Origin of the sequence: Natranaerofaba carboxydovora (assembly GCF_022539405.1) — a bacterium.
Classification (GTDB): domain Bacteria; phylum Bacillota; class Natranaerobiia; order Natranaerobiales; family Natranaerofabaceae; genus Natranaerofaba; species Natranaerofaba carboxydovora.
This window is the reverse complement of sequence record NZ_CP054394.1, coordinates 184,837-198,330: the sequence shown is the minus strand read 5'-3', so window position 1 is coordinate 198,330 and position 13,494 is coordinate 184,837. Positions and strand designations below refer to the sequence as shown.

Below are 13,494 nucleotides of genomic sequence, written 5' to 3'. Positions count from 1 at the left end.
ACAAAAAAAAGCCTTTTTAAAGGCTTTTTTTAATTTCTATTTTTTATGTATTTTTCAATTTTTTCAAGAGAAGTATTAATAACTTGTTCTTCTTTAACTCCAGCATCCACCAGTATTTTGGTAGCTTCGTCCATATCCCCCACATAACCAGCATAATGTGCATCACTACCTACTACTATCCCGGTATTATACTGGGCAGCTAATTTAGCAATCTCTTCACAGTTTTCTTTGCTTCCTTCTCTAGATATTGTTAAACTGCTGTTATTTACCTCAATCATCTTGCTAAACCTTTTCGCTGTTTTTACTACTTTATCTTTATTGACAGGAAATTGAGGATTACCTGGATGTACTATTGCATCTACCATAGGATTTTCTATAGCCCTGCACATAGCCCTGGTATTTTCTTCCCTGGTACCACCGGGATAACAGATCGGATGAAACCCGGCCAAAATCCAATCTAATTTTTTGAGATATCTTTCAGGTATATCTAAGTTTCCTTCATGGTCAATTATATTTGCTTCTACACCTTTTAATACCCTCACCCCAGACAGGGTAGATGGTAAAACCCTCAAATTTCCAAAGTGATAAAGATGAGGCCCTCCAGGCATAGCTGGACCATGATCAGTTATGGCTATCATTGACAGTCCCATTTTTGCTGCAGCTTCGACAATTTCTAACACTGTACTGTAAGCATGCCCGCTTGAAATGGAATGGATGTGTAAATCTGCAACTAAGTTCATTAGTAAACTCCCTCCACCTTTAGGTAAAACCCGTAATCAAAAATTAATTTACTGGTGTAATGGGCTTATTTCCTTCTAAAACTTTAATAACATTTTTGCAGGCTATTTCTGCCATCTCCTGTCTGCATTCTTCTGTAGCACTTCCTATGTGAGGCAAAAGTACACAATCCTCCCTATTCATCAAACCTGGATGGACTTTCGGTTCTTCTTCAAATACATCTAATCCTGCACCTTTTATCTCCCTGTTTTCAAGAGCCCAGACAAGGTCATCTTCTTTTACAACAGGACCTCTAGCAGTATTAATCAGATAAGCATCATCTTTCATTTTTTTAAACTCCTCTTTGGTGAAAAGATGCTTGGTCTCTTTGGTCAGCGGAACATGAAGTGTGATTATATCAGAAGTTTTGACTATATCTTCAATATCAGAGTATTTTACCCCTAGCCTATTTTCTTCTTCACCAGAAAGGGGTGTTCTCTTGTTATACAGAACATCCATCTCAAACCCTCTAGCTCTTTTGGCAACGGCTTCCCCTATTTCTCCCATTCCAATTATGCCAAGCCTCTTGCCATATACGTCATTGCCCAAAAAAAGCTGTGGTTTCCAACCTTTGAAGTTATTATCTCTAAGAAATTTGTCAGATTCTACAGTACGCCTCATAACTCCAAGAATCAAAGAAAATGTAAGGTCTGCAGTTGTTTCATGAAGTACCCCAGGAGTATTTGTAACTTTAATCCCTTTTTGGGTAGCTCTATCAACATCGATATTATCATAACCAACACCATAATTAGCTATTACTTTTAAGTTGCCTGACTCCTCAATTACGTCACTTGTGACAGGGTCCCCAACCATTGATACAAGGCCATCACAACCTTTAATTTTTTCTTTTAACACATCTTCAGTTATAGGAGCCTCTGAGTCAAAGACCTCTACGTGATAATTCTCTCTTAACATATCTATCCCGTTTCTTGGTATATCACCAGTAATATAAACTTTTTTCTTAGTCAAAATAGCACCTCCATTAGATATTTTCCCATAATGGCAATCCTGTGGTTTCGTCATATCCTCTATGAAGCGGTTCTCCTCTTAGCTCATCAAAATAAGCTTCCCCTGCAAACACCACACTACCTTCCATTAAGTGACCCGAAAAAGTATTCCCTTCTTCATCCCCTAAAGTTATATGTAAGTGAGCTTTGGGTTTATTATCTTTTAAGGTGAGATTACCTGCACATTGTATAATTTCAAGGTGTCTATCAAAGTTCAGTTCTTTATATACCCTTTCGTCTTGATCATAATATCCTATCTTAACTTTCTTTAGAGCCCCTATTACCTGTACATAGGCTGTAGTTATATCCATACTAGTGGCAAATCCCTCTATCTCTTCAATAATATCACTCTCATAATCTAATCTACCTAAAAAACGTCTACCTTTACCATATTCCTTAAATCTCATTTTATGCTTCAACCTCCCTGTAATTAGTCTTTAGACCTTTTATCCCCATTTGCAGAAGATTTGTCTAAAGACAAATCAAAATATTACTCGTTCATCAATTGCCTTCACATGGGCGCAACCCGTCAGAATCATAGTTTGTTTTAATTCGGTAGATAATTTTTCAATATATATCTTGACCCCTTCACTTCCGCCGCCAAACACGCTTCTAAGAATCGGTCTTCCTACCAAAGCATAATCTGCACCCAAAGCAAGCATTTTTAGAACATCCAAGCCTGTTCTTATACCTCCATCAACCATTACAATTATTTCACCTTTTACTTTTTCGGCAATCTCAGGCAAAACTTCTGCAGTGCCAGGAGTATGGTCTAGTACCCTTCCTCCATGATTAGAAACAACAATAGCAGCAGCCCCCATCTCAGCAGCCATCTCACCTTCCTGTCTTGTCATAACCCCTTTTATTATAAATGGCAAAGATGTACTCTGCACAAGTCTTCGCATTTGATAAAAGGACTTTGGGCCTACCGGAATCCCTTTCTCCCCCATGCTAAAAAGAGCAGCATCAACATCAATTCCAATCGCTAAAGCACCCGCTTCTTCAGCTTGTCTTATCCTAACAATAATCTCTTCAACAGACCTGGGCTTTATAAAACATATACCATAGCCTATTTCATCTTTCATCGCATTTAACCCTGCTTCATATACTTGTTTTCCTTCGCCATCACCAAATGTAGGTATTGTTCCAGCCAAAGAAGAGCCTTTTGCGATGCTCTCAGTGTAGTAATTTTCCGATACGATACCGTCAAAATTTTTTTCCATTTCGCTTATGGGAGCCGGAAGTATAGGGGTTAGAACCCTTTTGCCAAACAGCACCTGCTCAGTTTGAGGACTTACAGCTTGATGCATTGTACGTAAATTAAGTTGGTACTTTTCTAGAGCATAAAAATTATTTATAAAACTTTTCCCCGAATCTATCCCACCTATTCCAGGGACTTCACCACTGCATTCATACCCGTTACACAAGGCACATACCTTGCATATAGGAGATAGTTTTTTCCTGGCCCGCTCCATTATTTCATCTACTTGCATTTGGCTCCCCTCCTATAGATTCTCCAAGACATACTTATGGATAGCTTCTCCTACTCCTGCATCATCATTAGCAGCCACTTCAACATCACAGGCTTCTTTTGCCTGGGGCCTGGCATTTTTTACACATACTCCAAGACCTGCTTTATAAAGCATGGGAATATCATTAAGGCTATCCCCTATAGCCATTGTTTTATCTAACTCCTTACCAAACTTCCTGGTCAATATTTCTATAGCTTTACCTTTATCAACCTCACTGTTTATAATTTCAACAAATCTTTTCTTAGATTGGGTAATTATAACTTTATCTTCAAACCTTGCTTTCAATTCTTCTGTAACCGAGTCAGCCATATCACCATCATGCACTACCACTGTCAGCTTTGTCGGTGGTTTATTAATAAATTTTACAAGATCACCTACTGCTCTACAGGGTACATTTGCTATCTTTATATAATAATCAGTCAGTTCGTTTTCTTTAGCAACGTACAATACATCATCAATATACACGTTTAGCTGCAAGTCTTTCTCCTGGCAAAAGCCGGCAATTTTCCTTGCTGTCTCCTCAGGCACAGGATTATGATAAAGTACTTCATTATCCTTAGTATTCTTTATAAGTGCACCATGATAAGCAATTAACGGCAGGTCAAGCTCTAGCTCTTTGGCATAAGAAACAGCGGAGCAAAACATTCTCCCTGTTGCTAGAGTCACCATCACTCCGCTTTCTACTGCTTTTTTTATAGCAGTTTTATTTTGTTCTGGTATCTCCAAATTTTTGTTCAATAGTGTATCATCTATATCTATAGCAACAAATTCATACTTCAATTCTTTTCCCTCCAAATTTTCCTCCAAATTAATATAAGCCTTTATTATGTTCTAGGCCGCATATATATGCTCCTTTGTAAAACGAAAAAATATCCTAAAATAGTTCTATTAAATCTATTCATCCTCTAATTGTCCTAAATTATTAACTATTATATGGCTTTTATCAAAATCAATTAGGCCTTCTTTCTTAAATTTGCTCAAAATTCTTGACACCGTTTCCCTACTGCTCCCAACCATATTGGCTAGTTGCTGGTGAGTTAGAGATAGTTCTATTTTCACTTTTTGGTCAGTAAGTTCTCTCCCGTGCTTTCTTGCTAGTTTACAAATAGTACTTAGTACCCGTTTATCAGTATTTTTCAGTGCAAGATCAGCTATTTTCCCCTGGGCTTCTCTTAGTCTTTTTCCCATTAGTCTCATCATTTTGACTGCAATTTGTGGATTTAGATAAAGCATCTGATCAAAGCTCTCCTTCTTGATCGCAGCTATCAAAGAGTCTTCTACAACTTCAGCAGTTGCAGGATAAGGGCGGTCATCAAAAATTACTACCTCTGCAAACACATCCCCTTTTTGTACCACGTTTAAGATCTGTTCTTTGCCTTCCACATTGTCTTTCAAAATTTTCACTTTTCCTTTTTCGATTACATACATAGCCTCACCAGGTTCGCCTTCAAAAAATATAATTTCCCCTTGTTTGTATTCTTGATACTCTGCAAGTTCTACTAAAATATTAAGTTCGGATTCTTCAAGATGGGAAAATAAATCCACTTTTTTTAGGCCGCTTATTAACTCTTTACTCATCACTTAACCCCTGCTCTTTCTTATGAAAGTAATCATACAAATTTTGCGCAGATTTCTTATCCATGGCAGGAACTTTCTCTAGCTCCTCAAGAGATGCTTCTTTTAATTTGTCAAGAGATCCAAAGTTAAGAAGAAGAGCTTTCTTTCTTTTTGGTCCGACTCCCTTGACATCATCAAGTTCTGAAGACAGGCCGGATTTATTTCTTTTTTTCCTGTGATAAGTAACAGCAAATCTATGAGCTTCATCCCTAATTCTTTGCAAAAGATACTGCGCTTCAGAATTTTTTGGTAATTTTACAGGGTCCTTTTTCCCTGTAACAAAAACTTTCTCCTCCTCTTTAGCAAGAGAAATAACAGTTATGTTTGAACTAAAACCATGCTCTTCTAATTCCCCATAGGCTGCATTTAGCTGTCCCTTACCACCATCTATGACTATTAAGTCAGGAACAATATCAAAGCTGTCAATATCTTCTTCATCTGTTCTCTCTCTTTTTAGTCTTTTAAGGCGCCTTGACAATACTTCCCTCATAGAATCATAATCATCTATTCCTATTACGTCTCGAAGCTTGAACCTTCTATAGTCTTCTTTTTTGGGCCGTCCATTTTCAAAAACTACCATCGATGCTACAGTTTCTCTCCCTCTAATATGAGAAATATCATAACATTCAATCCTTACAGGGAGCTCTTCTAATTCCAGGTACCCTGCTAACTCTTTTAGGGCACCACCTGTCATTTTTTCTTCTTTTTCTTCTCTTTCTTCATCTGCTCTAATCTTTTCGACCTCTAGCTTTGCATTATTTAGAGCCATCTTCATTAGTTGATACTTTTCTCCTCTTTTTGGAACCTTAATAGTAACTTTGGCCCCTCTTTTCTCTTTTAGCCAACTTTCTATTATAGAGTGATCACCAATAGGATGAGAGATAAATATTTCCCCGGGAATAACCGCTGCCTGGTTATAATACTGTTTTACAAAACCGGTCAATATTTCCCCTGGGGAATCTGCTTTCCCGGGCAAAACAGAAAAGCTGTCTTTTCCGACAAGTTTACCTCCCCTTACGTAGAATATTTGAACTATAGCTTCTTTTTCGTTATTTGATGAGATAGCCAAATAATCCTGATCATCTCTTCGACCAGAGATTATTTTTTGTTTTTCTACTATTCTTTTCAAGGCATTTTGTTGATTCCTGTACTCTGCAGCTTTTTCAAATTCTAGGTTCGTGGAAGCTTCGTCCATTTTCTGCTGTAGCTCGTCTATTAACTCATCTTCTTTGCCTTCTAACACCATAATAATATTGTCTATCATCTCCCTGTACTTCTCTTTAGGTACCTTGCCACTGCAGGGAGCAATACATCTTTTTATATGATAATTTAAGCAAGGGCGATATTTTTTGTTTGGAACTTCTTTTTTACAGGACCGTATGGGGAATAATTTTCTAAGAAGCTTTATGGTTTCCCTTACAGCCCCGGCATTTGGATAGGGCCCAAAATATTTTCCCTCTTTTTTTATCTCCCGTTCTAACAAAAGCCTTGGATAATCTTCTTCTGTCGATATTTTAAGATAAGGATAATTCTTATCATCCTTCAAATTTATATTATATTTAGGCCTGTATCTTTTAATTAAGTTACTCTCCAAGATCAAAGCCTCAAGCTCTGAATCTGTTACTATTGTCTCTATATCGGCAATCTTTGGCACCAAAACCCTTTCTTTAATTGTCTGGTTTGAGCCAAAATAAGATCTTACTCTGTTTTTCAGGTTTATCGCTTTGCCAACGTAAATAACCTTGTCCGCTTCATTTTTCATTAGATATACACCTGGTTTATCCGGAAGAGTACCAAGTTTGTCCTGAAGCTCCAAAACAAGTTACCTCCTTTTTCACTGAAGAAGGAAGGGTGAATTAAATTATATCACAATTAAACTACAAAACTCATGCAAGTTCCTGCTTTTTGTGCTCTAATTTTAGAGCATTTGTATCTAAAATTTCTTTCAAATACCTTCCTGTGTATGATTTTTCATTTTCTGCAATTTTTTCCGGTGTACCTGAAGCTACAAGCCTTCCTCCCTTTTCGCCTCCTTCAGGACCCAGGTCTATAATATAATCCGCTCTCTTAATTACATCCAAGTCATGTTCAATTACAACCACTGTATCCCCTTCTTCTACAAGCCTTTCAAGGACCCTAATAAGTTTATAAACATCGTCCATGTGCAGTCCTGTTGTAGGCTCATCAAGAATATGCAGGCTTTTTCCGTTGCTTCTTCTGCTAAGCTGTGATGCAAGTTTAACCCTCTGGGCTTCACCACCAGACAAAGTAGTTGCAGGTTGGCCAAGGCGAATGTAACCTAGACCAACATCCGAAAGGGTCTGCAGTTTCCTTCTGATCTTTGGTATAGATGCAAAAAATTCTAGAGCGCTATCTACTGTCATATCAAGAACATCTGCTATTGTCTTACCTTTGTATTTGACCTCTAATGTCTCTCTGTTATATCTTTTACCCTTACATACTTCACACTTAACATAGACGTCCGGCAAAAAGTGCATCTCTATTTTTATTATCCCATCACCCTTGCAGGATTCACATCTTCCTCCTTTGACATTAAAGCTAAACCTGCCAGGTTTATACCCTCTCATCTTAGCTTCAGGTGTTTCTGAGAAAAGTTCTCTAATAGCATCAAATACACCCGTGTAAGTCACCGGATTAGACCTTGGAGTCCTGCCTATTGGAGACTGATCAATTTCTATTACTTTTTCTAGATGTTCTATCCCTTTAATCTCGCTATAAGCTCCTGGTTTTTTCTGAGCCCTGTGAAGTTTTTGAGATAATGCTTTAAAGAGTATTTCATTTATTAAGGTGCTCTTACCGGACCCTGATACGCCGGTGACACAATTAAAGACTCCAAGGGGAATTTTCACATTAACATTTTTCAGATTATGCTCTCTTGCTTTTTTGATCTCTAAAAATTTATCATTAGGTTTTCTTCTTTTCTCAGGAACAGAGATGGCTTTTTTGCCATTAAGATATTTGCCTGTGATAGAGTCTTCATATTCCATAATCTCTTCAACAGTACCCTCAGCAACAACTTCTCCGCCTTTTTCACCTGCGCCAGGACCAATATCAACAATGTGATCAGCCCTTCTCATAGTAGCCTCATCATGCTCTACAACGATCAAAGTATTACCAAGATCTCTGAGGTTCTCAAGGGTTCTGATTAATCTCTCATTATCCCTCTGATGAAGTCCTATACTTGGCTCATCTAGAACATAAAGCACCCCTGTTAAGCTAGAGCCAATCTGGGTAGCAAGCCTTATCCTTTGAGCCTCACCTCCGCTCAAAGTGCTAGCTGCCCTTTCTAGGGTAAGATATTCTAAGCCGACGTTTTTTAGAAAACCAAGTCTTTCATTTATCTCTTTTAGGACAAGTTCTCCGATTTTGTATTCTCTTTCTGTTAAATCTAGTTCATCAAAAAATCTAATAGCTTCATCCACTGTCATCTCAGTTATATCACCAATATCATAACCATCTATTTTTACAGCAAGACTTTCTTCCCTCAATCTTTTTCCTTTGCAGCTGTTGCAGTTTTTTGAGGTCATATACTTCTCAATCTCTTCTCTAAAATTATCCGATGAAGTCTCTATATAATGACGCTCTAAGTTGGGGATAACTCCCTCGAAGTATCTCATTCTTTCTTTTACTCTCCCCCATTTGTTTTCATAACTAAACAAAAACTTTTCCTCAGTAGAGCCATAAAAGATTGCATTTTTTTCTTCATCTGATAACTCTTCAAAGGGCTTATTCATATCTATCCCAAAATGATTACAAAAGGAGGTTAAAAGTTGATAGTAATAGCCTTTATTTCTACTCCAGGGGACTATAGCTCCTTCTGATAAGCTAAGGCTTTGATCCGGTATAATAAGGTCTGGATCTATCTCTTTTTTGGCACCAAGACCATCACATTTAGGGCATGCGCCATAAGGACTGTTAAAGCTAAACATCCTTGGTGTTATTTCTTCAAAGCTAAAACCGCAGTCAATACAGGCATGTTTTTGACTAAAACTCATTTCTTCATCTTCTTCAATTAGATGAATTTTTACAAGGCCATTGCTTAGACTAAGAGCACTTTCTAGTGAATCTGCCAAACGATTCTCAAGGCCTTCTTTCATCTTTAATCTATCAACTACTACTTCTATGGTGTGGGTTTTATTTTTATCAAGATTAATCTCTTCAGACAAAAGCCTTATCTCACCATCTACTCTGACCCTGACAAAACCGCTTTTCTTGATCTCTTCTAGCAGCTTTACATGCTGACCTTTCTTTCCCCTAATCACAGGGGCCAAAATCTGAAACTTCTTTGCTTCAGGCAGGGTCATTATTTGATCCACCATTTGATCAACACTCTGCTGTGATATTGCTTCGTGACAGTGGGGACAGTGCGCCAGGCCAATCCTGGCAAATAAAAGTCTTAAATAATCATATAGCTCTGTTACTGTACCAACGGTTGAACGAGGGTTTTTGGTGGTGGATTTTTGGTCAATAGATATGGCCGGACTTAACCCTTCAATATAATCTACATCAGGCTTATCCATCTGACCAAGGAACTGTCTAGCATAAGCGCTTAGAGATTCCACATACCGGCGCTGCCCTTCGGCATATATAGTATCAAAAGCAAGAGAACTCTTGCCAGAACCTGAGATCCCAGTCATAACTATAAGTTTGTCCCTTGGTATTTCCAGACTGACGTTTTTTAGATTGTGTTCTCTTGCACCTTTTATGATTAATTTTTCCTTCATAATCATCACCTTCCAAATCTATGCATAACTACTCTTTCCCTTTGATTTTAACTCTAGCTCTGCTATTATATCACGAAGTTCCGCTGCCTTTTCAAACTCTAAGTTCTTTGCAGCTTCTTTCATCTCAGATTTTAGGTCTTCAATAACTTTATCTGCATCTTTTTTGTTAATCTTGTCTAGCTTTTTGTCTTTCAAATTTTTGATATTGCTATTTTGAACGGTCTTGGTAGCTTCTATCACTTCACGGACATCTTTTTGAATAGTTTGTGGAGTTATTCCGTGTTTTTCATTAAATTCCTGCTGAATCTTACGTCTTCTATAAGTTTCATCAATTGCGTTTCGCATTGAGTCAGTAATTTCGTCAGCGTACATTATAACATGGCCTTGTTCATTTCTAGCAGTTCTTCCCATTGTCTGTATCAAAGATCTCTCGTCGCGCAGATAACCTTCCTTGTCGGCATCTAAAATTGCCACAAGACTTACCTCTGGAAGATCAAGCCCTTCTCTTAGAAGGTTTATACCAACAAGTACATCAAAATTTCCTAGTCTCAAATCTCTTATTATTTCCATTCGCTCTATAGTATCTATTTCTGAGTGCATGTACCTTACTCTAACACCCAGTTCTTTAAGGTAATCAGTCAAGTCTTCAGCCATCTTTTTAGTCAAAGTGGTAACAAGAACCCTTTCTTTTCTTTCTTCTCTTTTTTTGATTTCGCTGTGAAGATCATCTATCTGGCCTTTTATCGGTCTTACATCCACAGATGGGTCAAGTAAACCTGTTGGACGAATTATCTGCTCAACAATTCTTGTGCTGTTTTCCTTTTCGTATGGACCAGGTGTAGCAGAAACATACAGAGCCTGATTTATCATCTTCTCAAACTCCTCAAATTTTAACGGCCTGTTATCCAAAGCAGATGGTAGTCTAAATCCATGTTCTACCAAAGTCTTTTTCCTGGAATAGTCCCCCTGATACATCCCTCTAATCTGGGGCAGTGTCATATGAGACTCATCAACTATTATTAGATAATCATCGGGGAAAAAATCAAGTAAACAATATGGTCTACTGCCAGGTTCTCTATTTGTCAGATGCCGTGAATAGTTCTCTATTCCCTGACAAAAGCCCATCTCTTGAAGCATCTCAAGGTCATAATTTGTCCTTTGTTCTAATCTTTGAGCTTCAACTAACTTACCCTGTTCTTTATATTCCTGAAGTCTTTCATTTAGTTCTTTTTCTATACTCGAAATAGCCTGCTTTAGCCTGTCTTTACCGGTGACGAAGTGAGACGCAGGGAAGATTGCAACGTGTTCTCTCTCAGCCATAATTTCACCAGTCAAGGTATCAATTTCACTCATACTATCAATCTCATCACCAAACATTTCTATTCGTATTGCTCTCTCGGTAAAAGAAGCCGGAAAAACTTCAAGCACGTCTCCTCTAGCCCTAAAAGTCCCCCGGGTAAAATTAATATCATTCCTACTATATTGAATTTCCACAAGTCTTTTAATTATCTCGTCTCTATCCTTGACCATCCCTCTCCGTAAAGATAGCACCTGGTCGCTGTAATCTCCCGGCGACCCAAGGCCATATATACATGAGACACTTGCAACAACGATGGTATCGCGCCGTTCTAAAATGGCATTTGTAGCTGAGTGTCTTAACTTATCTATCTCATCATTAATCGAAGAATCTTTCTCTATATAGGTATCTGTTTGTGGTATATAAGCTTCTGGTTGATAATAATCATAGTAACTAACGAAATACTCCACTGCATTCTCAGGAAAAAACTCTTTAAATTCGCTGCATAACTGAGCTGCAAGAGTTTTGTTGTGTGCTATGACTAAAGTAGGTTTTTGTACTTTTTGAATTACATTTGCCATTGTAAAGGTCTTGCCTGAGCCTGTGACACCAAGAAGTGTTTGATTTTTGTCACCTTTTTCTATACTATCAACAAGCTCATCAATAGCCTTTGGTTGATCTCCTTTAGGAGGAAAATCCATATTTAAATTAAAATTGTTTTTCATAGTTACATTCCTCCAATTCTTCCATTCCATTTAAACATGATTCAACTGCAAAAAGTCATATAAACAAACTTTTGTTTTTGATTGCAATAAAATTTTTATCAAATAAGAATCGCTATTATTTTATCATACTAATCAATCCTTTGCACTTACTTACATTAAATACAAAAAGGGGCTGCCCAAAAGTATATATCTTTTGTGGCAGCCCCGTAACAGTTCAGGGAGGAGTCCTTCTAAACTGATTTTAGGTGTTGTGTTGTTAAGGTATGATTGGCGCTTAATCTACTGCATCTGATTTTGCTGTGGCTGTTGTTGCTGCTGCTGTTGTTGTGGTTGTTGTTGTGCTTGCTGCTGCAACTGCTGTTGTGTCTGCTGTGGTTGTTGCATTGCCTGCGCTGTCTCTTGTTGCTGCGTTTGGCCTAATTGACCAATTTCGTTTTGAAGCTGGGCGTTTGACTGCTCAATAACCTGGTTTAGTTGATTGTAAATCTGGTTATTCTTGATTAACTGCTGCGCCTGGCTTATTGCACTCATAGCAGATTGAAGTGCCTTTGAAACTTCTGAGTCAGTTTTTATCTGCTGCTGCTGCGCTTGCCTCTTCAACTGACCTAACATTTGAGGAAATTGAGAAAGAGGGTACTGCTGCGACTGCTGTCCTCCCGCCTGTGTTGCATACATTTGGGATCTTTGATAATTAGAACCAGACTGCATTTGGTTATTAAAACCACCGCTCACCTGCAGCTGCTGGCTTAATCCTTGACGATATTTGTCAGTAAGACTCTGCCCTGCTTGGTTTTGCTGCTGAGAATACTGCTGTCCGGATTGCTGCATTGGTTGCCCACTTGATTGCTGCATATTCTGGTTTTGACTGTTCTGCTGGTTTTGACTGTTTTGTTGATACTGAGTCGTATTCTGATTCTGCTGCTGTTGACTGTAATCCTGCTGACTATTTACACTACTTTGCCCACTTGATTGTTGATTGCTTGAGCTATTAGTGCCTTGATCTACTCCAGAAAACTCTCTTGATATTTCCTCATCCGACCTTCTTTTAGTCAGCCTTTCCAAAGCGCTTTCCTTATCTTTTCTTTTTGTCATGGATAAGGCCTCCTCCTATCCGAATTTTTTTGCAGGTGATTTCCCTGCATTAATAATTTCTCCCGTGCTAGAGCTATATATGTAAGGTTTTTTTTCCCATAAAAACTATCTAATAGTAACTATCATTCAAATAGACATCTTCATACTCATTTAATTTATCCAATACTTCTTGAATCATATATAAAGGCTGATAATCTATAGTTGGACTTACCATGAATTCTTCGGGACTAATTTTACTGCCCAAATTTTTTTCTAGCTGCATAGACAGACTTCTAATTGCCTTTAAGGATTGAAGATTAATGTTTATCTCTTGAATTTTGTAACCTATATTATTTTGTTTTTGAATCAAATCGCTTAATAACTGTATAATCCTTGAACATTCTTCATTTAAAGTAAACTTATCCTGCATAATATCATGTTTTAGAGGAAAAGTTTTCCCTATTATTGCGTCAAGTTTCTCTACCGATGTGGTTTTGTCCTCCAAATTTTTGAATTTATTTGAAATTTGACTTTTAAACCTGGAGATTTTGTTTTGTAAAGATATCATTTCCTGTTTATTTTTATGAAATTGATCTGTTAAATCTCTAAGAGATTTTTCAAGATTTACTTCTAAAGTTATAAGCCTTTCGTTTAGTTGAATTAAGTCAAAATGCAGGTGATTATCCGAAATCGTTGTCATTATAACCCTCCCTAAAACAATTA

The 13,494-nt window shown here is 37.7% G+C and carries 11 protein-coding genes; all 11 read right to left on the bottom strand.

Going from position 1 to position 13,494, the window contains the following annotated elements:
- Positions 1 to 29 precede the first annotated feature (29 nt).
- Positions 30 to 740, bottom strand: a complete 711-nt coding sequence (locus ACONDI_RS00890) for a phosphatase (RefSeq protein WP_241079620.1) — start codon at positions 738 to 740, stop codon at positions 30 to 32.
- A gap of 43 nt (positions 741 to 783) precedes the next feature.
- Positions 784 to 1,746: a 2-hydroxyacid dehydrogenase gene (locus tag ACONDI_RS00885; protein ID WP_241079619.1), complete on the bottom strand. Its 963-nt coding sequence runs from the start codon at positions 1,744 to 1,746 to the stop codon at positions 784 to 786.
- A gap of 13 nt (positions 1,747 to 1,759) precedes the next feature.
- Positions 1,760 to 2,191, bottom strand: coding sequence for a PPC domain-containing DNA-binding protein (locus tag ACONDI_RS00880; RefSeq protein ID WP_241079618.1), 432 nt, complete (start codon positions 2,189 to 2,191; stop codon positions 1,760 to 1,762).
- 75 nt (positions 2,192 to 2,266) lie between these two features.
- Positions 2,267 to 3,277 carry an alpha-hydroxy-acid oxidizing protein gene (locus ACONDI_RS00875; protein WP_241079617.1) on the bottom strand — a complete coding sequence of 337 codons (1,011 nt, stop codon included), beginning with the start codon at positions 3,275 to 3,277 and terminating at the stop codon, positions 2,267 to 2,269.
- Positions 3,278 to 3,289: 12 nt separating this feature from the next.
- A complete protein-coding gene (locus ACONDI_RS00870) occupies positions 3,290 to 4,096 on the bottom strand; it encodes a Cof-type HAD-IIB family hydrolase (protein ID WP_241079616.1) in 807 nt (268 codons plus the stop codon).
- Between the two features lie 114 nt (positions 4,097 to 4,210).
- Entirely contained in the window at positions 4,211 to 4,894 is a 684-nt protein-coding gene (locus ACONDI_RS00865; RefSeq protein WP_241079615.1) for a Crp/Fnr family transcriptional regulator, read from the bottom strand.
- Positions 4,887 to 6,749, bottom strand: a complete 1,863-nt coding sequence (gene uvrC / locus ACONDI_RS00860; protein ID WP_241079614.1) for an excinuclease ABC subunit UvrC — start codon at positions 6,747 to 6,749, stop codon at positions 4,887 to 4,889. The genes ACONDI_RS00865 and uvrC overlap by 8 nt, the downstream gene beginning before the upstream one ends.
- A 70-nt stretch (positions 6,750 to 6,819) precedes the next feature.
- The gene (uvrA, locus tag ACONDI_RS00855; protein ID WP_420848167.1) at positions 6,820 to 9,681 is read right to left on the bottom strand and encodes an excinuclease ABC subunit UvrA; all 2,862 of its coding nucleotides are present in this window, start codon (positions 9,679 to 9,681) and stop codon (positions 6,820 to 6,822) included.
- Between the two features lie 15 nt (positions 9,682 to 9,696).
- Positions 9,697 to 11,700: an excinuclease ABC subunit UvrB gene (gene uvrB, locus ACONDI_RS00850; RefSeq protein ID WP_241079612.1), complete on the bottom strand. Its 2,004-nt coding sequence runs from the start codon at positions 11,698 to 11,700 to the stop codon at positions 9,697 to 9,699.
- A 279-nt stretch (positions 11,701 to 11,979) separates the two neighbouring features.
- A complete protein-coding gene (locus ACONDI_RS00845) occupies positions 11,980 to 12,792 on the bottom strand; it encodes a hypothetical protein (protein WP_241079611.1) in 813 nt (270 codons plus the stop codon).
- A 109-nt stretch (positions 12,793 to 12,901) separates the two neighbouring features.
- Positions 12,902 to 13,471, bottom strand: a complete 570-nt coding sequence (locus tag ACONDI_RS00840) for a hypothetical protein (RefSeq protein ID WP_241079610.1) — start codon at positions 13,469 to 13,471, stop codon at positions 12,902 to 12,904.
- Positions 13,472 to 13,494: the final 23 nt, after the last annotated feature.